The following is a 22875-nucleotide window of genomic DNA, read 5'->3' as shown; positions in this document are numbered from 1 at the left end:
GAAAACCGGGAGAACAGCATGGCCTATGAGACCCTGATCGTCGAAACCCGAGGCAGTGTCGGCCTCGTCACGCTGAACCGACCGCAGGCGCTGAACGCGCTGAATTCCACCGTCCTGAAGGAGTTGAAGGAGGCCTATGCCGCCTTCCACGCCGACGAGGCGGTCGGCGCGATCGTCATCACCGGTTCGGAACGCGCCTTTGCCGCCGGCGCCGATATCAAGGAGATGCAGGCGCTTCAGTTCGCCGATATCTATAAGAGTGATTTCATCAGCGGCTGGGACGAGGTTGCCAAGGCCCGCAAGCCGGTGATTGCCGCCGTCAGCGGTTTTGCGCTCGGTGGCGGCTGCGAACTGGCCATGATGTGCGATTTCATCATCGCCTCGGAGACGGCGAAGTTCGGCCAGCCGGAAATCACCCTCGGGGTCATTCCCGGCATGGGCGGCTCGCAGCGGCTGACGCGCGCCGTCGGCAAGGCGAAAGCGATGGATCTCGTCCTCACCGGCCGGATGATGGATGCCGCCGAGGCGGAGCGGTCGGGACTCGTTTCGCGTGTGGTGGCGCCCGGGCGTCTGATCGAGGAAGCTCTCGCCGCGGCCGAAAAGATCGCCTCGCTGTCGCAGCCCTCGGTGATGATGGCCAAGGAGACGGTCAACCGCGCCTTCGAGACGACGCTGGAGGAGGGGCTCCGCTTCGAGCGCCGGCTGTTTCACAGTCTCTTTGCCACCGACGACCAGAAGGAAGGCATGGCGGCCTTCGTCGAAAAGCGCAAACCGGCTTTTAAGCACCGTTGAATGCTTTTCGGCGTTTGCCGGTGGCAAAGCGTGAAAATCCGCGTTGACGTGGGCCGGCTTTAGAGTTATATGCCCGCCCACGGTTCGGAAAGCCGGTTTGGTTTTCCGCGATTGCTCCCGCATTGCTGGATTTTGTGGCCGCAGGGCCCGCGGTAATGGCGGAGTTTGTTCGAATTCTTGAGAGAGGCATCCATGGCCAATACAACTTCGGCGAAAAAAGCGACCCGCAAGATCGCCCGCCGTACCGACGTCAATAAGGCTCGTCGCTCGCGCGTTCGTACTTTCGTTCGCCAGGTCGAAGAGGCCATCGCATCCGGTGACGCCGACAAGGCGAAGGCCGCTTTCTTGGCCGCTCAGCCCGAGCTTGCCCGCGCCGCCAGCAAGGGCGTGCTGCACTCCAACACGGCATCCCGCAAGGTCTCTCGCCTGGCCGCTCGTGTGAAGGCTCTTTCGGTTAGCGCGACCGCGTAATCTTCCGTTAACGACTTCATCTTTATGATTAGCCCGGTAATTTTACCGGGCTTTTTCGATTCCGCCGATCGGCCCCTGTATGGTTAATCGTGCGACTGTTTCGTGTCAGTGCCATGACAGGAAAAAGCGTTCACAAACAAAGACTTGCGCAAGGATGCTTTCACGCCGCGCGACTCTGCCCCGACCTTCCGGGACCAGGGGGGAGTCAAGAAGATTTTTATTTTTTTTCTTTCCATGCGTGTCAAAATAGCCCGAACGGGGAATCTCCTTGATTCAAAAGCGATTCTTTTTTGACGCTGGTGTGACGCCCGAAAACGGCCCCCGGAGTCAATGCCCGCTTCTTAATTTTGCGTAAAATTCATCGTTGATATTGCCTTTTGATCCTGCCTAAATGGCTTTCAACAAAGGGCGCGGACATCACCTGCAGAGGCTCGGTCTTAACTGCCACGTCGGCAGGGCGATAAGTTTGTGCCATTTGTTACGGAGCCTTGCGCTTCCGTTTTTTCAAGCACTCGACGGATTTGGGCCGTAACGTGGCTGTTACGGGCAGGGATGTTTTGTGCCTTCAGTGGCCACACGTTTAAGGCGAGGCCGCCGGAGAAGGTTAAAGTGATATTGCGTTCGGGCTGATCGGTCGAAAACGAGGATCGACCGCTGGCCTGGCACGGAAAGCCGATGAAGGTTGCCGCATGAATGCGGTTCCTGCAACGGCGTTTTGTGCCGGTCCCTTCGGGGGCAGTGTTTGAGTGAACCGGCAGGTAAGCGGCTTCATGAGGATGCCGTCGGCCCGCCAAAGCGGGGAATAATCGGGCGGCTATTTTAGCGGAAGCCGCCCGGTGGAATTGAAAGGCGGCATTATGCAGATGAATACGATGACGACGGGCGGGCTCGACAATGGGGATGTGGCACCGCAGGCGTTTGGCTCCATTCGCCTCGAAGTGGGAGAAGCACAGGCGGAAATGAAGCACGGCATCTTGTTTGAGCGCGTCAGCGCGCGCTTGAAGGCCCAGGTCGGTCCTGACGTCTATGCCAGCTGGTTCGCCCGGCTGAAGCTGCATTCGGTATCGAAGAGCGTGGTTCGCCTGTCGGTTCCCACCACCTTCCTGAAGTCGTGGATCAACAATCGTTATCTCGATCTCATCACCGGCCTGTTCCAGGCCGAGGATCCGGAAATTCTGAAGATCGAAGTCCTGGTGCGCACGGCGACGCGCAGCGGCACGAAGGCGCTCGATGAGGCGGTCCAGCCCGAGCCGGTCGTTGCCCCCCAGGCGCGCCGCCCTGCAAGCGCCCAGCCGGCCGGCCAAGCCGTCCAGCAGGCGGTTTCCTCAGTTGCTGCGGCAAGGCCCGCAAGCTTTGGTTCGCCGCTCTTCGGTTCGCCGCTCGACAGCCGCTTCACCTTTGACACCTTCGTTGAAGGCAGCTCGAACCGCGTCGCGCTTGCGGCTGCGAAGACGATCGCCGAAGCCGGTTCCGGCGCTGTGCGCTTCAATCCGCTGTTCATCCATTCGGCGGTCGGCCTCGGCAAGACCCACCTGCTGCAGGCAATCGCCAATGCAGCGGTGCAGAACCCGCGGGCGCTGCGCGTCGTCTATCTCACCGCCGAATATTTCATGTGGCGCTTCGCCACCGCGATCCGTGACAATGACGCGCTGACGCTGAAGGATTCGCTGCGCAATATCGATCTCCTGATCATCGACGACATGCAGTTCCTGCAGGGCAAGATGATTCAGCATGAATTCTGCCATCTCCTCAACATGCTGCTCGACAGCGCCAAGCAGGTTGTCGTCGCCGCCGATCGCGCCCCCTGGGAGCTGGAATCGCTCGATCCCCGCGTCCGCTCGCGCCTGCAGGGCGGCGTGGCGATCGAATTCGACGCGCCGGATTACGAGATGCGTCTCGAAATCCTCAAGCGTCGCCTGGCGGCAGCCCGGCTCGAAGATCCGTCGCTCGAAATACCGGCCGACCTGCTCCAGCACGTCGCCCGCAACATCACGGCCAGCGGCCGCGAACTCGAAGGCGCCTTCAACCAGCTGGTCTTCCGGCGCTCCTTCGAGCCGAACCTGTCGATCGAGCGCGTCGACGAGCTGCTGGCCCATCTGGTCGGCTCCGGCGAGCCCCGCCGCGTGCGCATCGAGGATATCCAGCGCATCGTCGCCAGGCACTACAATGTCTCGCGCCAGGAACTGGTCTCGAACCGCCGCACCCGCGTCATCGTCAAGCCGCGCCAGATCGCCATGTATCTGTCGAAGACGCTGACGCCGCGCTCCTTCCCCGAGATCGGCCGCCGTTTCGGCGGAAGGGATCATACGACCGTGCTGCACGCCGTGCGCAAGATCGAAGAGCTGATTTCCGGGGACACCAAGCTGTCGCACGAGGTCGAGCTTCTGAAGCGGCTGATCAACGAATAGCCATCCGATTTTCGCAAAGTTTTGACGGCTGGAAGCGATTCCGGCCGTTTTGCTTTATGAGCTTTTTATTCTATACCTCCGGCCGTCCCCTGCATGTCCGATTTGGAGCGGCGTGCATCGGACAAGACTGAAGCGCCGGGAGGGCGCATGGGAGGATAATGAATGAGTTTTAGAAAGATCGCCGTTCTCGGCCTCGGCAAGGTCGGACGGCTGGCGGCCACGCTTTTGCATGAGGGCGGTTTCGAGGTCATCGGCGTCGATGCGCAACTGCCGCTGAGCGACGTTCCCTTCAAGTGCCGGGCCGGCGATATTGCCGACGTCCAAGTGGTCGGCGAGCTGCTGTCGAATGTCGAGGCGGTGCTTTCCTGCCTGCCTTACCATCTGAACATCGAATTGGCGCGCGCCGCCCATCTCGCCGGGATTCATTATTTCGACCTGACCGAAGACGTTCCCACCACCAATTTCATCATCGAACTGTCAAAGACCGCCCGCGGCCTGATGGCGCCGCAATGCGGCCTGGCACCGGGTTTCGTCGGCATCGTCGGCGCCAGCCTTGCCGACGGCTTCGATCGCTGCCGTTCGATCCGCATGCGCGTCGGCGCCCTGCCGCAGCATCCGACTGGGCTGCTGGGTTATGCTTTCAACTGGTCGCCGGAAGGTGTCGTCAACGAATATCTGAACGATTGCGAGGTCATCGAGGGTGGGGTGCGCAAGCTCGTCTCGCCGATGGAATGGCACGAGACCGTCTATGTCGGCGGCGTCAAGCTCGAAGCCTTCACCACCTCGGGCGGCCTCGGCACCATGTGCGACACCATGCTCGGCAAGATCGACAATCTCGATTACAAGACCATGCGTTATCCCGGCCATATGGAGCTGATGAACTTCTTCTTCCACGAGCTTTTGATGCGCGACAAGCGCAAGCTTGCGGGCGAGATCCTGACCAATGCCAAGCCGCCTGTTGAAGACGATGTCGTCTATGTCCATGTCGCCGCCGAGGGCACGGAGAACGGCAGCCTGCGCCGCAAGGAGTTCGTGCGTGCCTATTACCCGATCGAGATTGCCGGCGCCCGCCGCACGGCGATCGCCTGGACGACCTCGGCCTCCGTCGTTGCCGTCATCGAGATGGTCCGCGACGGCCTGCTGCCGGCCACCGGCTTCCTGCACCAGGAGCATATTCCGCTGGAGATGTTCCTGAAGACGCCGACCGGCAGCCTGTTCAAGGCGGGCGCCACTACAGCGCCGCGCGTCTCTTCAGACGCGCAAAGGACGCTGTAGCACTTTGAATTGCTGCATAATTTTATCCTTAAAGTCGATTTCGATTTAAGGAATTATGCAGGGCCACGGCTGAGAATATTTTCCGGTGCGGCGGTAAGGTTATCGCCGCACCGGAAACAATCCGTTATCCGATGTCAGCAGGCGAGATCGGCGACGACGGAATCGAGGATCAGCATGCCCGTCGGCGTGCAGCGCAGCCGCGAATTGCCGATTCGCTCGATGAATTTGTGTTCGAGCAGGAATTCCTCGCGTTTCGGGTCGAGGTCGCGGCCGGAAAGCTGCTGCCAGCGGGCAAGGTCGACACCTTCCCTGAGCCGCAGCCCCATCAGCAGCAATTCGTCGGACTGTTCCTCGTAGCCGAGCCGTTCCTCGTCGAGAATGCCGTGGCCGTCGCGCTCGACCATCTCGAGCCAGGCTTCCGGCTTGCGCTCGGTCGCCGTTGCGATCTTTTCGGGGCCGCGCGTCAGCCGTCCGTGCGCGCCGGGGCCGATCCCGGCATAGTCGCCGTAACGCCAATAGGTCAGGTTATGCCGGCTTTCCGCACCCGGCCGGGCATGGTTGGAAACCTCATAGGCGGGCATGCCCTCGCGCGCGGTGATTTCCTGCGTCGCCTCGTAGAGCACCGCCGATTGCTCGCCATCCGGCACGATCAGTTTGCCTGATTTGTGCAGGCCGTAGAAGGGCGTGCCTTCCTCGATGGTCAGCTGGTAGAGCGACAGATGGTCGACCGCATAGGAGATCGCCTGCTTGAGCTCCTTTTCCCATTCCTCGACCGTCTGGCCCGGCCGGGCGTAGATCAGGTCGAAGGACATGCGCGGAAAAATCTCGCGCGCCAGCCGGATCGCCTTCAGCGCATCGGCGACATCATGCAGCCGGCCGAGAAATTTCAGATCCCGGTCGTTCAACGCCTGCACGCCGAGCGAGACGCGGTTGACGCCGGCCGCCCGATAGCCGCGGAAGCGGTCGGCCTCGACGCTTGAAGGGTTGGCCTCCATGGTGATCTCGATGCCGGCGGGCACATGCCAGTGCCGGGCAATGCCGTCGAGAATTGAAGAGACCGTTGCCGGGTTCATCAGCGACGGCGTGCCGCCGCCGAGGAAGATGCTGGTGACTGTCTTCGGCCCGCTCATTGCCCGCACCGTCGCCATCTCCCTCAGGAAGGCGGCTGTAAAGCGCTCCTGATCCACCGGCTGGTGGCGCACATGGCTGTTGAAATCGCAATAGGGACACTTTGCCGCGCAGAAGGGCCAATGGACATAGACGCCGAAGCCGGGCTCGCCGGTATCGGGCAGCAGCGCCGCATCGCGCGAGGAGCCTGGCGTATCGAAATTGTCCACTTCGCGACCTTATGCCTCCAGGCAGGTTTCGACAAAGAGTTTGAAGGCGCGGGCCCGGTGCGACAGCGCCTGTGGCTTGCCGATGTTCCAGCCGTGTTTTTCCTCGCCGCTCATCTCGCCGAAGGTGACGCCGTGGCCTTCCGGCTGGAAGACCGGATCATAGCCGAAGCCCTGGGTGCCGCGCGGCGGCCAGACGACATTGCCTTCAACTTCGCCGCGGAAGAGCTCGGTATGGCCGTCCGGCCAGGCGAGGCAAAGCACGCTGACAAAGCGCGCGGTGCGCTGTTCGGGCGCCGTGGCGCCTGCATCCTGCAGCGCCTTTTCCACCTTCGCCATCGCCATGTCGAAATCGCGCGTGCCGTCCGATGTCTCCGCCCAATTGGCGGTGTAGACGCCGGGATCGCCACCGAGCGCATCGACCACCAGCCCGGAATCGTCCGAAAGCGCCGGCATGCCGGCGGCATTGGCGGAGGCGACCGCCTTGATCGTCGCATTCTCCTCGAAGCTGGTGCCGGTTTCGTCAGGTTCGACGAAATTCAGCTCGGCGGCCGATTTGGCGGTGAAGCCGAGCGGCCCGATCAGTTCCTGGATCTCGCGGATCTTGCCGGCATTGTGGCTGGCGACGACAATGGTCTTTGTTTCGAGCTTTCGCATTCAGCTATCCTGTTCGATGCCCCAGATTTTCGCCTCCGCGCATTCGAGGCTGTTTCCCTCAGGATCGCGGAAATAGATGGAGCGGCCGCCGTTCGGCCAGTGCACCTCGGATTCGATCGCCACACCGGCCGCTTTCAGCCGTTCGGCCATCGCATCGATGTTGCGGCCGGACACCCGAAAGCAGGCATGGCCCTCGCCGCTCGTGCCATGCGGCGGCACCTGCAGCGCGTCAGGTGCCGGCGGCTTCACGGTTTCCTCCGGATTGAAGATCAACAGAACGCCGGGGCCGCAGCGGAAGAAGACATGCCGGTTGGCGGCGCGGGTGATCTTTTCGAGCCCGAGAACGCTCTCGTAGAACGCCTCGGCCTTATCGAGATCGCGCGCATAGAGCGCCGTTTCCAACATGCCTTCCAGCATGGAGTTCATCCCGCAATCGCCTGTTTCTGCAGGGCGACGAGTTCGCCGATGCCGTTCTTGGCAAGACCCATCAGCGAGGTGAATTCCTCTTCGCTAAACGGCGTGCCTTCGGCCGTGCCCTGGATCTCGACGATGCCGCCGGCGCCGGTCATGACGAAATTGGCGTCGGTCTCGGCCGAGGAATCCTCGAGGTAATCGAGATCGATCACCGGCTGGCTGGCGAAGACGCCGCAGGAAATGGCGGCGACATGATCCTTCAGGACCCGGTCGACTTTGATCATGTTGCGGCTTTCCATCCATTTCAGGCAATCGTAAAGCGCGATCCAGCCGCCGGTGATCGAGGCTGTACGCGTGCCGCCATCGGCCTGGATGACATCGCAATCAAGGGTGATCTGCCGTTCGCCGAGCGCCTGCAGATCGACGACCGCGCGCAGCGATCGGCCGATCAGCCGCTGGATCTCCTGGGTGCGGCCGCCCTGCTTGCCGGCCGCCGCCTCACGCTTCATGCGCTCGCCGGTCGCCCGCGGCAGCATGCCGTATTCGGCCGTGACCCAGCCCTTGCCGGTATTGCGCAGCCATGGCGGCGTCTTTTCTTCGAGGCTGGCCGTGCAGAGCACATGCGTATCGCCGAACTTCACCAGGCACGAGCCTTCCGCATGCTTGGAAAAATTGCGCTCGAACGAGACCTTGCGCATCTGGTCGATTTTTCTGCCTGAAGGCCGCATTCTTATCTCCTGGGGTTTGTTGACCGCTTCTACGATTGGCGGCGCCCATTTGCAAATTCCCTTTTGCCACGGCTGCGAGTTTGACTTACTTTTCGGGAAGTATCATCAGCGCGGATTCTAAAGCTTCATGGGCATCAGGTCGACATCGGTTTCGGATGCCGTTGCTGCGCTGGACGAGCGCTCCAGGGAAATTTTTCGTCGCATCGTCGAAGGCTATCTGGAGAGCGGTGAGCCGCTCGGGTCGCGCAACCTGTCCCGCCTGCTGCCGATGTCGCTGTCGCCGGCCTCGGTGCGCAACGTCATGAGCGATCTGGAAGATCTTGGCCTGATCTATTCGCCGCATATCAGCGCCGGCCGGCTGCCGACCCAGATCGGCCTGCGTTTCTTCGTCGATGCTTTCATGCAGGTCGGCGATCTCTCCGCCGAGGACCGCGCCAGCATCGACCGTCAGGTGCGGGCCGAAAGCGGCGGCAATCCGGTGGAATCGATGATGAACGAGGCCAGCCGCATGCTGTCCGGCATTTCGCGCGGTGCCGGCCTTGTCATCACCTCGAAAAGCGATCCGGTGCTCAAACATGTCGAGTTCATCCGGCTGGAGCCGACCAAGGCGCTGGCCGTACTCGTCGGTGATCACGATCAGGTGGAAAACCGCATCATCGAGCTGCCGGCGGGCGTCACCTCCTCGCAGCTGGCCGAGGCTGCGAATTTTCTCAACGCCCATATGTCCGGCCAGACCCTGCCGGAGCTGCGCAAACAATTAAGCCAGCTGAAGGACAACGTCCGCCACGAGCTCGATGCCCTGTCGCGCGATCTCGTCGAGCGCGGTATTGCCGTCTGGGCCGGCAGCCCGGACGAGGGCAAGCCGGCGCAACTGATCATCCGCGGCCGCGCCAACCTGCTCGAAGGCCTCGCCGGCGCCGAAGATCTCGACCGGCTGCGCCTGCTGTTCGACGATCTCGAAAAGAAGGACAGCCTGATCGAGATCCTCAATCTCGCCGAAACCGGCTCGGGCGTGCGCATCTTCATCGGTTCGGAAAACAAGCTCTTCTCGCTGTCCGGTTCGTCGCTCATCGTCGCGCCCTATCGTGACGACGACGATCGCATTGTCGGCGCCGTCGGCGTCATCGGCCCGACGCGGCTCAATTATTCCCGCATCGTGCCGATGGTCGATTACACCGCCCAGCTCGTCTCCCGGCTTTCGCGCAATCCGCTTTGACGTGGCTTTGACCAAGACCGCGGAATTTTCGCTTCTTTGTCATGCAGACTTGATTTTTTTCGGTCAAACCTCGATATCGGGCGCATCTGAAGACACCAACCGGAGACCGTCATGACCGATGACACGACGAAAAACGGACCTGACGCAACTGCGGCCGATGCCGCAGCCGACGCTGCCGCCTACGTCGAGAACGATATCGCGCAGGAAGAGGCCCCTCAGCCTGATGCACTCGAGCTTCTGAAAGCCGAAAACGGCGAGCTACGCGACCGCTATCTGCGCCTTGCCGCCGAAATGGACAATCTGCGCCGCCGCACCGAGCGTGAGGTCAAAGACGCCAAGTCCTATTCCGTCGCCGGTTTCGCGCGTGACATGCTGGCCGTCTCGGATAATCTGCGCCGGGCGCTGGATGCCATCCCGCCAGAGGTCAAGGACGCGGCCGATGCCGGCCTGACCACCCTGATCGAGGGCGTGGAGATGACCGAGCGCGCCATGCTGTCGGCGCTCGAGCGCCACGGCGTTCGCAAGCTGGAGCCGGTCGGCCAGAAGTTCGACCCGAATTTCCATCAGGCGATGTTCGAGGTGCCGAACCCCGAGGTGCCGAACAACACCGTCGTCCAGGTCGTGCAGGCAGGCTTTTCCATTGGCGAGCGTGTGCTGCGCCCGGCCATGGTCGGCGTCGCCAAGGGCGGCCCGAAGGCGGCCGAAGCCGAAACCAATTCCGTCTTCGACGAGAAGGACGCCTGAAGTTGTTTTCCTTCTCTTGTGTGAGAGAAGGAAAACCAAAAGATCAGATGCGGGCGAAGCGTTCGATCAGAAGATCGAAGAAACCGTCCGCATCGACATGGCGCATCACCTTCGCATTGCGCTTGCGATCCGTCACATGCCACCAGTCGACCACAGTCATGCCGATGGTGAGTTCGGATTGGACCTCGATCTCGACATTGCAGTCCCGACCCTGGAAAAGCTCCGGCTTCAAGAGGTAAGCGATCACCGTCGGGTCATGCAGCGGCCCGCCGTCGGAGCCGTATTTCTCGATATCGAAGCGCTCGAAGAATTCCAGCATCTCGACCATCGCCTTTGCCGGCGCCGTGCCGATCTCGGCCATGCGCTTCACCCGGTCCTTGCGGGTCAGCAATTGGTGCGTCACGTCGAGCGGCATCATCACGATCGGCACGCCTGAGCGGAAGACGATATCGGCGGCCTCGGGGTCGACATAGATATTGAATTCGGCCGCCGGCGTGATGTTGCCGCCTTCGAAAAAGCCGCCGCCCATCATCACCAGTTCGCGAATGCGCGGGGCGATATCGGGCGCCTTCTGCAAGGCCAAGCCAATATTGGTGAGCGGCCCGAGCGTGCAGAGTGTCACGGTGCCTGCCGGCTCGCGGCGCAGCGTCTCGATGATGAAATCGACGGAATGAACCGGCTGCAGCGCCATCGTCGGCTCGCTGAGTTCAGGACCGTCGAGGCCCGTCTTGCCGTGCACATGTTCGGCGGTCACCAGCTTGCGGGCGATCGGCGCGTCGGCGCCGGCAAAAACCTTGGTCTCCGTCCGGCCGCAGAGTTCGCAGACGATGCGCGCATTGCGGCTGGTCAGCGCCAACGGCACATTGCCGGCGACCGTGGTGATCCCCAGCACCTCGAGCTCGTCGGGGCTGCCGAAGGCCAGCATGATGGCGGCCGCGTCGTCCTGACCGGGATCCGTGTCGATGATGATCTTTCTTGCGCCTGCCATCCGATGCACCGTTTTCTTCATTTCTCGTCGCAAATCGGCACATTGCGCGCCGGCACGTGTTGATGCGAGGCAGCAGGCGCTTTGTCAAGCAGCCCCGGCCGTCACCTTGAAATTGCGGGTGGCGCCGAGACGTCGCCTGCGTCTTGCAGCGCCGGGGTGCTGTCCCCATATTAGCGGCATCCGGATGCTGCCCTTAAGGTCCGGGATGGTCGCTTGCATCAAGGACTTGAAAAGAGATGAGCCGCATTACCCCTTTCGCCAGCCCGCTGCTTCTGGGCTTCGATGCCATGGAAAAGACGCTGGAGCGCATTTCCAAGGCGAGCGACGGATATCCGCCTTACAATATCGAACGCATCGGTGCCGATAGCGGCGCGCCGGAACGTCTGCGCATCACGCTCGCTGTCGCCGGTTTCGGCGAGGACGAACTCGATGTTTCCATCGAGGAAAACCAGCTTCTGATTCGCGGCCGCCAGGTCGAGCAGGGAGAACGGGACTATCTCTATCGCGGCATCGCCGCCCGCCAGTTTCAGCGTACCTTCGTTCTTGCCGACGGCATGCAGGTGCTCGGTGCCGGCCTGAAGAACGGTCTGCTCTCCGTCGATCTAATTCGGCCCGAGCCCGCGCGCATGGTCAAGAAAATTAACATTTCGGTCTCACAGTAGCACAACGGTTTGTCGAACCGTTGGTCCCTTCTTCCGGAGGAACAGGAATGTTGATGAAAGAAGCCACGTCTCACTTGACCAAATCCGAGCTTGCCCACATCGGCAGCGGCGAGGTCGCCTATATCAGAAAAATGCGCACCGAAGAGGTCGCTAAGTGCTTTCCAGAGGCCCCGGATATCGATCCGAACGTCGACCTCTGGGCACTCTTCGGCGCCGACGGCACGCCGATCCTCTTGACGGACAACCGCTCCAGCACCTTCTTCAAGGCTGCCGAAGACGAACTGAAGACGGTCAGCCTGCACTGAGAGTGCCTAATTGTCGGACGCTGCTTCAGGATAGGCTGATCGCCGTTGGTGCTGTGCCTGCGGCCCTCTCATCCGACCCTGCAGGCCACCTTCTCCCCGCTGGGGAGAAGAGGGAGCAAGGCGTTCTGGCACTGCCTAAAACGAACCTGTCTGCTTAAAGGGCAATGCGTCGCTCTGCCCGATGCGGTCAGTCAGACTATTTGCCAGAAGCTCCTGCACGGCGTGAAGGTCGGCCAATATGCACTCGCAGTGACCAAGAATGTCCGGAGTTGGCTGAACGAGATCAGGTACCATCACCATCATCGCCCCTGCGCTCGATCCCGAGAGAACGCCATTTCGCGAGTCTTCGAGGACAACACATTCGGTGATGGGCAAGCCGAGCCGCTCGGCGGCCAGCAGGTATGGATCAGGATGCGGTTTTCCCGAGAGGTAATCGCCGTAGGCGACAATGGTTTGAAAACGACCGTGCAGGCTGGTAGCTGCAAGGTGCTCCTCAACGGTGTTCCGGCTCGATGAGGTTACGATAGCCGAAGGTATTCGTTGCACCTCGAGGAAGGATAGAATTTCCCGCAAGCCGGGCTTCGTTCGCAAGTCTGTTCGAGCCATTTGCGTGAATAGGTCCGATGCCCGCCTCCAGAAATCCTCCAGAGGAGCATCGCTACCTAACTGGGCCAACAAAAGTTCGCGGACACGGGAGGCTGGCAAACCAACGGTTTCGAGATAGACCGACAACGGTAATTCGAACCCTGCATTCCGTGCGGCCGCCATCGTGGCATCTCGATACAAAGCTTCAGTATCGAACATCAAGCCGTCCATGTCGAATAGGATGGCTTTGGGGGTACGCGGCAAGCGCTGCATCGATAGCCTCAGGGAAAGACACTCACTTAACCGCATCTTGCACTGCAGTGGCGCTGCTATGAAAGCAAAAGTTGGATGACCGCAAGGACCGTCCCTGAAACTCAGATCTTCCGGAACGTCAGATAGGCCGAAGACCGGCCCTCGCGTCGGGCCTTGGCCTCGTAGCGTGTGCTCGGCCAGCCCTCATAAGGCGTCAGCCAATCCGAGGCATTGTCGGCCATCCAGTCGAAGCCGCCATGGTCGCGGCATTTGAGCAGCGTCCAGTTGACATAGGTATCGATGTCGGAGGCGAAGCAGAACAGGCCGCCGGGCTTCAGCACGCGATGAAAGCGGTCGAGATTGGTCTTCGAGACGAAGCGCCGTTTCCAGTGCTTCCGCTTCGGCCAGGGGTCGGGATAGAGCAGGTCGATCTGGTCGAGCGAGGCGTCCGGCAGCCAGTCGAGCAATTGCGTCGCGTCGTCATTATAGACGCGGATATTGCGCGCGCCCGTCTCGCCGACGCGCGACAGCAGCTTCTGCATGGAATTGACGAAGGGTTCGACGCCGATAAAGCCGGTGGACGGTCTTTCCAGGGCGCGGTGGATCAGGTGTTCGCCGCCGCCGAAACCGATTTCCAGCCGCAATCTTTCGACCGGAGCCGCAAAAAGGGATGTCAGCGGCTCCAGCGGAGCCGCTGAGAGATCGATAAGGAATGCCGGCAGCAGACTGTTCAGCGTCTCGGCCTGATGTTCACGCAGGGCCTTGCCCTTGCGGCGACCGAAAAAGGCTTCGGTCGCCCGGCCGCGGCGTTCCATATCCGTCATGCTTTATCTCAGGCCTTTAGGCTTTCCTTGAGCGCCTTCACCAGATCGGTGCGCTCCCAGGAGAACGAGCCGTCACGGCCGGCCTTGCGGCCAAAATGGCCGTAGGCGGAGGTCTTGGCGTAGATCGGCTTGTTGAGGTCGAGATGGCGGCGGATGCCCGACGGAGACAGGTCCATGTTCTTGCGGATCGCCGCTTCGACCTGATCTTCGCTGATCTTGCCGGTGCCATGCAGGTCGACATAGATCGACAGCGGCTGGGCGACGCCGATGGCGTAGGAGATCTGGATCGTGCAGCGGTCGGCAAGGCCGGCGGCAACAACGTTTTTCGCCAGATAACGGGCGGCATAGGCGGCCGAACGGTCGACCTTCGTCGTGTCCTTGCCGGAGAATGCACCGCCGCCATGCGGGGCAGCGCCGCCATATGTGTCGACGATGATCTTGCGGCCGGTGAGGCCGGCATCACCGTCCGGTCCGCCGATGACGAACTTGCCGGTCGGGTTGATGTACCACTTGCAATCGTCGGCGATCTTCAGTTCGCCGAGCGCTTCGCGGATATAGGGCTCGACGACGGCGCGGACTTTCTTCGAATCCCAGCTCTCGTCGAGATGCTGGGTCGAAAGCACGATCGAGGTCGCTTCCGACGGCTTGCCGTCGACGTAACGCACGGTGACCTGGCTCTTGGCATCGGGGCCGAGCTTGGCGACTTCGCCGTCGCCCTTTTTGCGGGCGACTGCCAGCAGCTGCAGGATCTTGTGGGAATAATAGATCGGGGCCGGCATCAGATCCGGCGTTTCGCGGCAGGCGTAACCGAACATGATGCCCTGGTCGCCGGCGCCCTCGTCGCCCTGCTGGTCGGCAGCGCTGTCGACGCCCTGCGCGATGTCGGCCGACTGCGAATGCAGGAGCACGTCGATCTTGGCCTTCTTCCAATGGAAGCCGTCCTGCTCGTAGCCGATATCCTTGATGGCGCGGCGGGCGGCGGCCTTGAACTTCGACGGATTGATGACGTCCTTACCGTCCTTGTCCTTTTTCATCAGGCTCGGGGGAAGGCGGACTTCACCGGCGATGACGACGCGGTTGGTGGTCGCCAGCGTTTCGCAGGCAATGCGCACGCCCCAGGGGTTGACGCCTGTCTTGGCCGCTTCGCGGTAGACCAGATCGACGATCTCGTCGGAGATGCGGTCACAGACCTTGTCAGGGTGACCTTCGGCAACAGATTCGCTGGTAAAGAGATAATTTGCGCGCATTCCGGGATTCCCCTCAAAGAACAAAAGCTAGCTAGTAGGTACTCAGTTCGAGGCCCGATGACAAGCGCAGAAGGACATAAATATATCTTTATATCCGCGACAAAGTGACAAATTTTGCCCTAAAAACGCAAAAAAGGCGGCCTTTCGACCGCCTTTCGGGTTTTGCGATGGGTGTGGCTCAGTCGGAATCGGCCTCGGCTGCCAGAGCCTTCACCAGCTCCACGACCTTGCGGCGAACCTTCGGATCGGAAATCTTGACGAAGGCGCGGTTGAGCTGCAGTCCTTCGGACGAGGAGAGGAAATCGACGACGTAATTCGAGCTGGAGGCTTCCGCCATGCCGCCGCCGGCGCCGGAATGTTCGCCGGGTGCGTCCTCGAAGAAAAAGGAAACCGGAACATTGAGGATGTTCGAGATATTCTGCAGGCGGCTTGCGCCGACGCGGTTGGTGCCCTTTTCGTATTTCTGGATCTGCTGGAAGGTGATGCCGAGGCTTTCGCCGAGCTTTTCCTGGCTCATGCCCAGCATTGTGCGGCGAAGGCGAATACGGCTGCCAACATGGATGTCGATCGGATTCGGCTTCTTTTTGTTTTCAATCATGGTCGTGCCCTAGCTAAGAATTTCAACCTGTTTAACCGGCATGCCCCTGATCCATCCCAAACGCCACGTTGCAGGTGGTGAGAACCCACCTTTGAACATAGGTTCGGAACGCCGATTGTCATCACTATGCAATTTTAGGGGTTTTTGGTCAATTCAACCCGGAAATAAAACCTCTACGAGAAATCAGCGCAATCAAAATGAGCAGGATCTCGGTCAACCAGAAGTATGTTTGCCGGGGGTATGTCGTTCGGGCTTCTACGCCTGGCCTATCAAGAGTTGCATCAATATAGCCGATTTGTTCGAGGTCGAGGCCGGCAACAATCTCGCCTCGTGCATTCACAATTGCTGAAATACCGCTGTTGGCGTCGCGAATCAGCGGCAATCCGGTTTCAACAGCCCGCACCCGCGCCTGTTGGAAGTGCTGATAAGGGCCGGGCGTCGCACCGAACCAGGCATCATTGGTGATATTGAGGATCGCATTGGCGTCTTTGATGTCGCCGGTCATTTCCTCCGGGAAAATGATTTCGTAGCAGATCAGCGGATAGAGATTGAGCCCGCCGGGCAGCGCCAGCAGGTGCCGGCTCACTGCTGCTGAAAACCCTCCCGGCATCTCGACGACGTTCTGGATTCCGAATTCGGTGAGCAGGTTCTCGAAGGGCAGGTATTCGCCGAAAGGCACCAGATGCACCTTGTCGGAGGCGGCGATGATCTGACCGCGGCCGTCGATGACATAGATGGAATTATAGTAGCGCGCCGGCGTGCCCGGCCCCATCTCCTCGGCGCGCACCGCGCCGGCGATCAGGATCTGGTTGTCGTCGAGCGTATCGGCGATCCGCGTCAGCGCATCCTGGTTGTCGGTCAGGATGAAGGGGATCGAGGTTTCCGGCCAGACGATGATATCGGGCTTGCGCCCGCCATTTTTCGGCGCTTCGGCCGAGAGCTTCAGATGGGTCTCGAAGATCGCATTGCGGTCGGCATCGTTATCCATCTTCGCCGCCTGGTCGATGACGGGCTGCACAAGCCGCACCACCGGCCGCTTATCTTCCGGCAAGGCCGCCGCCCGCGGCGCCAGATAGAGGGCATAGGCGCCGTAACCGAGATGGGCGGCAAACAGCAGGACGGCGAGCGCGATGCCCGCCCGTGCGCCTTGCCGGGTGCCGGCAAGGGCCGGCGCGGAGAAAATGAAGACGGCAAGGGCCGTCACCCCCATCGCACCGATCAAATGCGCCGACTGCATCATCAGCGGAACCGGCATCATGCCGTAGCCGATGGCGTTCCAGGGAAAGCCTGTGAGAACAACGCTTCGCAGCCATTCCATCAGCCCGAAGCTGGCCGCCAGTGCGGCGATCCGTCCCATGCCGTCGGACCAGAAGATGCGGGCAAGGGCGGCCGCCAGCCCGTAGAAAATCGCCAGGCAGGCCGGCAACCCGAGAATGGCGAGCGGCAGTGCCCAGGCGAATTCCTCCTGATCGACCAGCAGCGCATGGCCGAGCCACCAGAGACCGGCGACGAAATAGCCGAAGCCGAACAGCCAGCCGGTGGCAAAGGCCGGCCACAGCCTGCCGATGAGGCCGCTTTCAGGCGAAGCCGCCGCCCCGTCGATCAGCCAGACGAGCAGCGGGAAGGAGACGAACATTGCCGCGAAAAAGCCGAAGGGCGGCAGCGCCAGCACGGCTAAGGCCCCGGCGGCGATGGCCAGCAGCGACCGTTTGAAACCCCAGACGAGGATAACCCTGTCCGCAAGCCGCTCCATGCGCACTCCCATCAAACCGCGAATCAACCCGTTCGCAGTCTTTCAAAAAAGCGGCTCTTTGTCCTGTTAATGAAGATCGCCCGGAACCGTGCAGCCGTTCCGGGACGACGACATGCACAAAATACAGTTTTAGTTGGCGGTCGATTCCGCCGGCCGGTCGTCGCCGGCGTCGGAGCCGGGCGGGATGTCGCCATCCACCTTGGCGCGGCGGCGGATCGCATGGCGCTTGCGGGTGATGCGCAGCCGCTTGATGCGGCGCGGATCGGCGTCGAGGATGTGGAATTCGAAACCGGGCAGCGCCTGGACGACCTCGCCGCGCACCGGGATGCGGCCGAGCGCCGAGAAGATCAGGCCGCCCAGCGTATCGACCTCGTCGACCTGCTCGCTGATGTCGAAATCCGGCCCGATCGCCGCGGCGATCTCTTCCAGTTCGACGCGGGCGTCGGCGATGAAGACGTCTTCGGCGACCCGCTTGAACATCACCTCTTCGTCGTCATGTTCGTCGTCGATATCGCCGACCACCATTTCGACGATGTCCTCATGCGAGGCGAGCCCGTCGGTGCCGCCATATTCGTCGATGACGAGCGCCATCTGCGTGCGGTTCACCTGCATGCGGCGCAGCAGGTCGGAGGCCAGCATCGACGGCGGCACGAACAGGATTTTGCGGATGATGCCGGCTTCCGTCAGCGTCTTCTGCAGGTCGACGCGGGCGAGATCCAGATTCGGCTTGGCCGGACGCGTGGTCTTCTGGATGTTTTCGGGCGCGACTTCGATCGCCGGCAGCGCCGGCAGGGCAACGGCCGGTTTCGCCGGGCCGCGGCGCTTGTTGCGCGCCTGCTTGGCGACATAGGAGAGCAGGTCGCGGATATGCACCATGCCGCGCGGATCGTCGAGCGTATCGGCATAGACGGGCATGCGCGAGCGGCCGGATTCCTCGAACAGGATCATCAATTCGCCGATGGTGATGTTCTGATCGACCGCCTCGATATCGGCGCGCGGCACCATCACGTCGGCGACGCGCACCTCGCGAAAGCGCAGGATATTGTGCAGCATTGCCCGTTCGTCGGGCGAAAAGGCGTCGTCGCCGGCCGCATCGGTCATCAGCGCGTCGGCAAGATCCTCGCGCAGCCGCGAGCCCTGCTGTGGGCGAAGGATGCGCGCGGCGCGCGACCAGAAGGATTGGGATCGGCCGGATGGCCGACTACTACTGCCCGCCTCGTCGGAAGAGGAGGATGGCTCGGAGTCCTTGGCGTCTGCCGCCGGCTTCGTCGTAAAGTCGCTCATGGTTCCATTTTAAGGTCTTGACCCTCGTAGGGATCAGATAGGCCGAGCTGCGCCAAAATGCGAGTCTCCAGCCCCTCCATAATTTCGGCTTCGGCACTATTCATATGGTCGTAGCCGAGAAGATGCAAGAAACCGTGCACCAGAAGATGGGTCAAATGGTCGTCGAAACTCTTTTCGAGTTCGATGGTTTCCCGCTCCACCGTCTCCCGGGCAATGATGATGTCGCCGAGCATCGGGCCGGGCATCTTGCCGGGCTGCACCGGAAAGGCCGGAAAGGACAGCACGTTGGTCGCCTTGTCCTTCCCGCGCCATTCGGCGTTGATGTCCTGGATCGAGGCGTCGTCGGTGAAGACGAGCGAAACCTCGGGCGGCATCGTCGGGAAGGGCTGCTTCTCGCTGTCGCGCAGATAGACCACGGCGGCGCCGAGCACGCGCTCGCAGAAGGACAGCAGCGTCTCCTCGCCCGGCCAGCCGATGTCGTCGACGCTGATCTGAATGTCGAGGTCTGCCATCAGTCCTGCCGGCTGACCGCTTCGGCTTCGGCATAGGTGGAATCATAGGCCCTGACGATGCGCCCGACCAGTGGATGGCGGACGACGTCGGTATCCTTGAAGCGCACGATCGAGATGCCTTCGACGCCGTTGAGAAGCTGCAGCGCCTCGACGAGGCCGGATTTGACGCCGCGCGGCAGGTCGATCTGGCTCGGGTCGCCGGTGACGATCATCCGGGCGTTCTCGCCGAGACGCGTCAGAAACATCTTCATCTGCATCGAGGTCGTGTTCTGCGCTTCGTCGAGGATGATGGCGGCATTGGCGAGCGTGCGGCCGCGCATGAAGGCGAGCGGCGCGATTTCGATGACGCCGGCGGTGATCGCCCGGTCCACCTTGTCGGCGGGGATCATGTCGTAAAGCGCGTCATAGAGCGGGCGAAGATAGGGATCGACCTTTTCCTTCATGTCGCCGGGCAGGAAGCCGAGGCGCTCGCCGGCTTCGACGGCCGGACGCGACAGGATGATCTTTTCGACCGCGCCGCGCTCCAGGAGCTGGGCGGCGTGGGCGACGGCGAGATAGGTCTTGCCGGTGCCGGCCGGGCCGACACCGAAGACCAGCTCGGCACGCTCCAGCGCCCGGATATAGGCGTCCTGGGTCGGCGTGCGGGCGATGATCGTCTTCTTGCGGGTGGAAACCTGCGCCATCGTCAGCTTGGCCTTGCGCTCCATCGTGGGAAGGCTGAGCTGGTCGTCGGCGGCGACCGCCATGCGGATTGCGCCCTCGACGTCGGATCGTTCCACGCTGCCGCCTTTCTGAAGCTTTTCATAGAGATAATCGAGCGTGCGCCGCGCCTGGTTGGTGGTCACGACATCGCCTGTGATGACGACCGAATTGCCACGGGCCCGTGCATCGATGTTGAGCCGTTCCTCGAGGAGCTTGAGGTTCTGATCGAATTGACCGAAGAGCTCGCTGGCGAAGCGGTTGTTCTCGAACGTCAGGACGAAGTGATTGGTGTCGCTCGGCGTGCGGGGGTGGCGCGGTGAAGAAGAAACCAATTCTTGTCCGTTCAAGCGGTCGGGCTCCTTGAGTTAAACCGCAGCCTCTGCGCGTTCGGCAAACAGGCTGTTGTTTCCGGTTCCTGTGATTCGCACTTTAATAATGTCACCGATTTGCGATGCTTTTGCATCAACATTCACGGATTGAAGCCAGGGAGAACGTCCGATCAGCTGTTCCGGCATGCGACCGGGCTTTTCCAGCAACAGGTCGATCTCTTTGCCGACGCAGGATTCGGCAAATTCCTGCTGCTGCTTCACGAGAAGCGCTTGCAGGCGTTCCAGCCGTTCTGCCTTGATCTCTTCCGGCACCTGGTCCTTCAGTTCCGCGCCGGGGGTGCCCGGCCGTGTCGAGTATTTGAACGAGAAGGCCTGCGCATAGCGCACCTTCTTCACAAGTTCTAATGTATCCTCAAAATCCTCGTCTGTCTCCCCCGGAAAGCCGGTAATGAAATCGCCGGACAGGGCGATATCGGGCCGCACCGCGCGAATGCGTTCGATCAGCGAGAGATATTCGGCCGCCGTGTGGCGCCGGTTCATCGCTTTGAGGATCCGATCGGAGCCCGATTGCACCGGCAGGTGCAGATAGGGCATCAGCGCCCGGAGATCGCGGTGGGCGTCGATCAGCCGGTCGTCCATGTCGCGCGGATGGCTGGTGGTGTAGCGCAGCCGCGCGAGGCCGGGGATCTCGGCGAGCCGGTAGAGCAGGTCGCCGAGGCTCCATGCCTCGCCCCGCGGCCCGGCGCCGTGCCAGGCATTGACGTTCTGCCCGAGCAGGGTGATCTCGCGCACGCCGCCTTCGACCAGCTTTTCGGCTTCCTCGACGATCTGGGCAACCGGCCGCGACACTTCCGAGCCGCGCGTATAGGGCACGACACAGAAAGTGCAGAACTTGTCGCAGCCCTCCTGCACCGTCAGGAAGGCGGTGACGCCGCGGGCGCGGATCTTCCGGCTCTCGGCGATCGGCAGGTGCTCGAACTTGTCCTCGATCGCATATTCCGTATCGACGACCCGCTGGCCCTCCTTGGCCCGGCGCAGCGCTTCCGGCAGGCGATGATAGGTCTGCGGGCCGATGACGACGTCGACGGCGGGTGCGCGGCGCAGGATTTCTTCGCCTTCGGCCTGGGCGACGCAGCCGGCAACGCCGATCATCATCTCCCGGCCGTCCGCCGCCTTCCTCTTTTTCATGTCGCGCAGCCGCCCGAGCGCCGAATAGACCTTCTCGGCCGCCTTCTCTCTGATATGGCAGGTGTTGAGCAGAACGAGGTCGGCCTCTTCCATATCCTCGGTCGGTTCGTAACCGTCGCGAGCGAGCGCATCGCTCATCCGCGTGGAATCATAGACGTTCATCTGGCAGCCATAGGTCTTGATGAAGACCTTGCGGCTGTTGGAGCCGTCGCGGAGTAGCTGTTCCGGGGCCTGGAGGAGGGCGCTTTCCTGTGTCATGGCGCGCTATTTAGTGGTTTTTGCCGCCCGAGAAAATCGAAATCTTACGTTAGGAGATTTCCCGCCCGCGCAGGCGGCTGTTCAGCAGGTTGCGAATGCGTGAGGCGATGGTCGCGCTCACCTCCTTGCGATTGGTGTCGGCGCGGTATTCCACCGCCTCGCCGAAGGAAACCTCGGCGTCGATGGCGCCGCAGCGCACGATGTCGAGGAGGTGCGGCAAGAGCTCGATATCCCCCGGCCAGGCGGCAAGCGGCCGGTGATAGCGGCCCATGGCGATGCCGTGCACCCTTGTATAGGCAACCGCCACCGGCTGCACCACCACGGTTCCGGTCGGCGAGGCGGGCACGGCCATCGCGGCGGCGCCGAACAGCGAAGATTTGACCTCCAGCAGCCGGTTGCCGTCCGAGGTCGTGCCCTCAGGGAAGAGCACGACGATCTCGCCGTCGGCCATGCGCCCGGCGATCTCGTTGGCCTGATGGCCGGTTTTGCGCCTCTCCTCGCGCACGACGAAGACGCTCTTCTGCAGCTTGGCGAGCGTGCCGAAAATCGGCCAGTCGGCCACCTCGATCTTGGCGATGAAGGCGACGTCGGCGACCGCCGACATCACCATGATATCCATCCAGGAGGAATGGTTGGAGCAGAGCATCAGCGGCCGTCGCTCTTCCAGCCTGCCGGTGACGCGCACACGGATGCCGAGACAATAGCAGACGATGCGGTGCCAGACACGCGGCAGCCGGCGCCGCAGCCGCCAGTCGAAACGGAGCGCCAGTATCTGCAGCGGCATCAGCACGATGCTGACGGTCAGAATGACGACCGCAGCACAGGCAATGCGCAGCCAGGCGATCAAAGGCTGGTCCCTCGGGCAGCCATCGCTTCAGAGATCGTCCGTCTTCAGCGGGATGCCGTAGAGCTCCAGCCGGTGGTCGACCAGTTGGAAGCCGTGCTCGCGGGCGATGCGCTCCTGCAGCGCCTCGATCTCCGGCGAGCGGAATTCGATGACCGTGCCGGTCTTCAGATCGATCAGGTGGTCGTGATGCTCTTCCGGCACCGTTTCGTAGCGCGAGCGCCCGTCGCGGAAGTCGTGGCGGGCGATGATGCCGGCATCCTCGAACAGTTTCACGGTGCGGTAGACGGTCGAGATCGAGATCTTCGCATCGACCTTCACCGAGCGGCGGTAGAGTTCCTCGACGTCGGGATGGTCTTCGGAGTCTTCCAGGATGCGCGCGATCACGCGGCGCTGCTCGGTCATGCGCATGCCGCGTTCGGTGCAAAGCTCCTCAAGGGTCTTGGCTACATCAGACATGGCCGGCCTCTAGGGATATTCGTGTTTCGAAAACGCCGCACGGCGT

Annotated in this window: 24 protein-coding genes; 8 read left to right on the top strand and 16 right to left on the bottom strand. The window is 61.8% G+C overall.

The genetic code is table 11. The features are described from left to right. Positions 1 to 18 precede the first annotated feature (18 nt). From ATY75_RS27985 to ATY75_RS27970, 4 genes are all read left to right on the top strand, one after another. On the top strand, positions 19 to 792 hold the full coding sequence (locus tag ATY75_RS27985; protein ID WP_088940013.1) for an enoyl-CoA hydratase: 774 nt from the start codon (positions 19 to 21) through the stop codon (positions 790 to 792). Between the two features lie 192 nt (positions 793 to 984). After that, positions 985 to 1263: a 30S ribosomal protein S20 gene (rpsT, locus tag ATY75_RS27980; RefSeq protein WP_008524652.1), complete on the top strand. Its 279-nt coding sequence runs from the start codon at positions 985 to 987 to the stop codon at positions 1261 to 1263. 857 nt (positions 1264 to 2120) lie between these two features. Further along, entirely contained in the window at positions 2121 to 3671 is a 1551-nt protein-coding gene (gene dnaA / locus ATY75_RS27975; protein ID WP_064841238.1) for a chromosomal replication initiator protein DnaA, read from the top strand. A 162-nt stretch (positions 3672 to 3833) separates the two neighbouring features. Continuing rightward, positions 3834 to 4946, top strand: a complete 1113-nt coding sequence (locus ATY75_RS27970) for a saccharopine dehydrogenase C-terminal domain-containing protein (RefSeq protein ID WP_088940012.1) — start codon at positions 3834 to 3836, stop codon at positions 4944 to 4946. A 134-nt stretch (positions 4947 to 5080) separates the two neighbouring features. Here ATY75_RS27970 and hemW read toward each other — a convergent pair whose 3' ends face one another. The 4 genes from hemW to rph are packed head-to-tail and all read right to left on the bottom strand — an operon-like array spanning position 5081 to position 8079. Further along, positions 5081 to 6283 (bottom strand): radical SAM family heme chaperone HemW, encoded by a 1203-nt coding sequence (gene hemW, locus ATY75_RS27965; RefSeq protein WP_088940011.1) that lies wholly within the window; start codon positions 6281 to 6283, stop codon positions 5081 to 5083. Positions 6284 to 6292: 9 nt separating this feature from the next. Further along, positions 6293 to 6937, bottom strand: coding sequence for an RdgB/HAM1 family non-canonical purine NTP pyrophosphatase (rdgB, locus tag ATY75_RS27960; RefSeq protein ID WP_088940010.1), 645 nt, complete (start codon positions 6935 to 6937; stop codon positions 6293 to 6295). Next, positions 6938 to 7363: a VOC family protein gene (locus ATY75_RS27955; RefSeq protein ID WP_088940009.1), complete on the bottom strand. Its 426-nt coding sequence runs from the start codon at positions 7361 to 7363 to the stop codon at positions 6938 to 6940. It lies immediately after the preceding gene. After that, positions 7360 to 8079 carry a ribonuclease PH gene (gene rph / locus ATY75_RS27950; protein ID WP_003570827.1) on the bottom strand — a complete coding sequence of 240 codons (720 nt, stop codon included), beginning with the start codon at positions 8077 to 8079 and terminating at the stop codon, positions 7360 to 7362. The genes ATY75_RS27955 and rph overlap by 4 nt, the downstream gene beginning before the upstream one ends. A gap of 127 nt (positions 8080 to 8206) precedes the next feature. Here rph and hrcA point away from each other — a divergent pair, with 127 nt between their 5' ends. After that, positions 8207 to 9295, top strand: a complete 1089-nt coding sequence (hrcA, locus tag ATY75_RS27945; RefSeq protein WP_003570826.1) for a heat-inducible transcriptional repressor HrcA — start codon at positions 8207 to 8209, stop codon at positions 9293 to 9295. A 111-nt stretch (positions 9296 to 9406) separates the two neighbouring features. Next, entirely contained in the window at positions 9407 to 10039 is a 633-nt protein-coding gene (gene grpE, locus ATY75_RS27940; RefSeq protein ID WP_088940008.1) for a nucleotide exchange factor GrpE, read from the top strand. 43 nt (positions 10040 to 10082) lie between these two features. Here the strand turns inward: grpE and ATY75_RS27935 are convergent, their stop codons facing one another. After that, a complete protein-coding gene (locus ATY75_RS27935) occupies positions 10083 to 11027 on the bottom strand; it encodes a nucleoside hydrolase (RefSeq protein ID WP_088940123.1) in 945 nt (314 codons plus the stop codon). Positions 11028 to 11263: 236 nt separating this feature from the next. Between ATY75_RS27935 and ATY75_RS27930 the strand changes: the two genes are divergently transcribed. Both ATY75_RS27930 and ATY75_RS27925 read left to right on the top strand, forming a co-directional pair. Continuing rightward, complete coding sequence (locus ATY75_RS27930) at positions 11264 to 11689, top strand: Hsp20 family protein (protein WP_088940007.1); 426 nt, start codon at positions 11264 to 11266, stop codon at positions 11687 to 11689. A 47-nt stretch (positions 11690 to 11736) separates the two neighbouring features. After that, positions 11737 to 11994: a DUF1150 family protein gene (locus tag ATY75_RS27925; protein WP_003570822.1), complete on the top strand. Its 258-nt coding sequence runs from the start codon at positions 11737 to 11739 to the stop codon at positions 11992 to 11994. Positions 11995 to 12129: 135 nt separating this feature from the next. Here ATY75_RS27925 and ATY75_RS27920 read toward each other — a convergent pair whose 3' ends face one another. From ATY75_RS27920 to ATY75_RS27870, 11 genes are all read right to left on the bottom strand, one after another. Further along, a complete protein-coding gene (locus tag ATY75_RS27920) occupies positions 12130 to 12852 on the bottom strand; it encodes an HAD family phosphatase (RefSeq protein ID WP_088940006.1) in 723 nt (240 codons plus the stop codon). Positions 12853 to 12953: 101 nt separating this feature from the next. Further along, positions 12954 to 13655, bottom strand: coding sequence for a tRNA (guanosine(46)-N(7))-methyltransferase TrmB (locus ATY75_RS27915; RefSeq protein WP_064836079.1), 702 nt, complete (start codon positions 13653 to 13655; stop codon positions 12954 to 12956). An 8-nt stretch (positions 13656 to 13663) separates the two neighbouring features. After that, on the bottom strand, positions 13664 to 14902 hold the full coding sequence (gene metK / locus ATY75_RS27910; protein ID WP_064836081.1) for a methionine adenosyltransferase: 1239 nt from the start codon (positions 14900 to 14902) through the stop codon (positions 13664 to 13666). Positions 14903 to 15080: 178 nt separating this feature from the next. Then, positions 15081 to 15500, bottom strand: coding sequence for a helix-turn-helix domain-containing protein (locus ATY75_RS27905; RefSeq protein ID WP_064836083.1), 420 nt, complete (start codon positions 15498 to 15500; stop codon positions 15081 to 15083). Positions 15501 to 15648: 148 nt separating this feature from the next. Further along, positions 15649 to 17253 (bottom strand): apolipoprotein N-acyltransferase, encoded by a 1605-nt coding sequence (lnt, locus tag ATY75_RS27900; protein ID WP_088940005.1) that lies wholly within the window; start codon positions 17251 to 17253, stop codon positions 15649 to 15651. 129 nt (positions 17254 to 17382) lie between these two features. Next, complete coding sequence (locus ATY75_RS27895) at positions 17383 to 18537, bottom strand: hemolysin family protein (protein ID WP_088940004.1); 1155 nt, start codon at positions 18535 to 18537, stop codon at positions 17383 to 17385. Beyond that, a complete protein-coding gene (ybeY, locus tag ATY75_RS27890; protein WP_088940003.1) occupies positions 18534 to 19049 on the bottom strand; it encodes an rRNA maturation RNase YbeY in 516 nt (171 codons plus the stop codon). Before ybeY ends, ATY75_RS27895 begins: the two co-directional genes overlap by 4 nt. Next, positions 19049 to 20098, bottom strand: coding sequence for a PhoH family protein (locus ATY75_RS27885; protein ID WP_088940002.1), 1050 nt, complete (start codon positions 20096 to 20098; stop codon positions 19049 to 19051). The genes ybeY and ATY75_RS27885 overlap by 1 nt, the downstream gene beginning before the upstream one ends. Positions 20099 to 20116: 18 nt before the next feature. Further along, a complete protein-coding gene (miaB, locus tag ATY75_RS27880) occupies positions 20117 to 21526 on the bottom strand; it encodes a tRNA (N6-isopentenyl adenosine(37)-C2)-methylthiotransferase MiaB (RefSeq protein WP_088940001.1) in 1410 nt (469 codons plus the stop codon). A 49-nt stretch (positions 21527 to 21575) separates the two neighbouring features. Beyond that, complete coding sequence (locus ATY75_RS27875) at positions 21576 to 22373, bottom strand: lysophospholipid acyltransferase family protein (protein ID WP_064836096.1); 798 nt, start codon at positions 22371 to 22373, stop codon at positions 21576 to 21578. Between the two features lie 27 nt (positions 22374 to 22400). Then, positions 22401 to 22829 carry a Fur family transcriptional regulator gene (locus tag ATY75_RS27870; protein ID WP_088940000.1) on the bottom strand — a complete coding sequence of 143 codons (429 nt, stop codon included), beginning with the start codon at positions 22827 to 22829 and terminating at the stop codon, positions 22401 to 22403. Positions 22830 to 22875: the final 46 nt, after the last annotated feature.

It is taken from the genome of Rhizobium sp. N122, from assembly GCF_002211295.1.
In the GTDB taxonomy this organism is placed as follows: Bacteria; Pseudomonadota; Alphaproteobacteria; order Rhizobiales; family Rhizobiaceae; genus Rhizobium.
Note: the sequence above shows the minus strand (reverse complement) of the source record. Positions and strands in the feature narration are given on the sequence as shown.

Excerpts from the sequence above, each read along its gene's own strand:
- miaB (WP_088940001.1), bottom strand. The coding sequence starts at position 21,526 with ATGACACAGGAAAGCGCCCTCCTCCAGGCCCCGGAACAGCTACTCCGC.
- ATY75_RS27985 (WP_088940013.1), top strand. The coding sequence starts at position 19 with ATGGCCTATGAGACCCTGATCGTCGAAACCCGAGGCAGTGTCGGCCTC.
- rdgB (WP_088940010.1), bottom strand. The coding sequence starts at position 6,937 with ATGCGAAAGCTCGAAACAAAGACCATTGTCGTCGCCAGCCACAATGCC.
- ATY75_RS27915 (WP_064836079.1), bottom strand. The coding sequence starts at position 13,655 with ATGACGGATATGGAACGCCGCGGCCGGGCGACCGAAGCCTTTTTCGGT.
- hrcA (WP_003570826.1), top strand. The coding sequence starts at position 8,207 with ATGGGCATCAGGTCGACATCGGTTTCGGATGCCGTTGCTGCGCTGGAC.
- ATY75_RS27870 (WP_088940000.1), bottom strand. The coding sequence starts at position 22,829 with ATGTCTGATGTAGCCAAGACCCTTGAGGAGCTTTGCACCGAACGCGGC.
- ATY75_RS27895 (WP_088940004.1), bottom strand. The coding sequence starts at position 18,537 with ATGAGCGACTTTACGACGAAGCCGGCGGCAGACGCCAAGGACTCCGAG.
- metK (WP_064836081.1), bottom strand. The coding sequence starts at position 14,902 with ATGCGCGCAAATTATCTCTTTACCAGCGAATCTGTTGCCGAAGGTCAC.
- dnaA (WP_064841238.1), top strand. The coding sequence starts at position 2,121 with ATGCAGATGAATACGATGACGACGGGCGGGCTCGACAATGGGGATGTG.
- ATY75_RS27935 (WP_088940123.1), bottom strand. The coding sequence starts at position 11,027 with ATGGCAGGCGCAAGAAAGATCATCATCGACACGGATCCCGGTCAGGAC.
- ybeY (WP_088940003.1), bottom strand. The coding sequence starts at position 19,049 with ATGGCAGACCTCGACATTCAGATCAGCGTCGACGACATCGGCTGGCCG.
- ATY75_RS27970 (WP_088940012.1), top strand. The coding sequence starts at position 3,834 with ATGAGTTTTAGAAAGATCGCCGTTCTCGGCCTCGGCAAGGTCGGACGG.
- ATY75_RS27905 (WP_064836083.1), bottom strand. The coding sequence starts at position 15,500 with ATGATTGAAAACAAAAAGAAGCCGAATCCGATCGACATCCATGTTGGC.
- ATY75_RS27925 (WP_003570822.1), top strand. The coding sequence starts at position 11,737 with ATGTTGATGAAAGAAGCCACGTCTCACTTGACCAAATCCGAGCTTGCC.
- rpsT (WP_008524652.1), top strand. The coding sequence starts at position 985 with ATGGCCAATACAACTTCGGCGAAAAAAGCGACCCGCAAGATCGCCCGC.
- ATY75_RS27920 (WP_088940006.1), bottom strand. The coding sequence starts at position 12,852 with ATGCAGCGCTTGCCGCGTACCCCCAAAGCCATCCTATTCGACATGGAC.
- ATY75_RS27930 (WP_088940007.1), top strand. The coding sequence starts at position 11,264 with ATGAGCCGCATTACCCCTTTCGCCAGCCCGCTGCTTCTGGGCTTCGAT.
- ATY75_RS27955 (WP_088940009.1), bottom strand. The coding sequence starts at position 7,363 with ATGAACTCCATGCTGGAAGGCATGTTGGAAACGGCGCTCTATGCGCGC.
- grpE (WP_088940008.1), top strand. The coding sequence starts at position 9,407 with ATGACCGATGACACGACGAAAAACGGACCTGACGCAACTGCGGCCGAT.
- rph (WP_003570827.1), bottom strand. The coding sequence starts at position 8,079 with ATGCGGCCTTCAGGCAGAAAAATCGACCAGATGCGCAAGGTCTCGTTC.
- lnt (WP_088940005.1), bottom strand. The coding sequence starts at position 17,253 with ATGGAGCGGCTTGCGGACAGGGTTATCCTCGTCTGGGGTTTCAAACGG.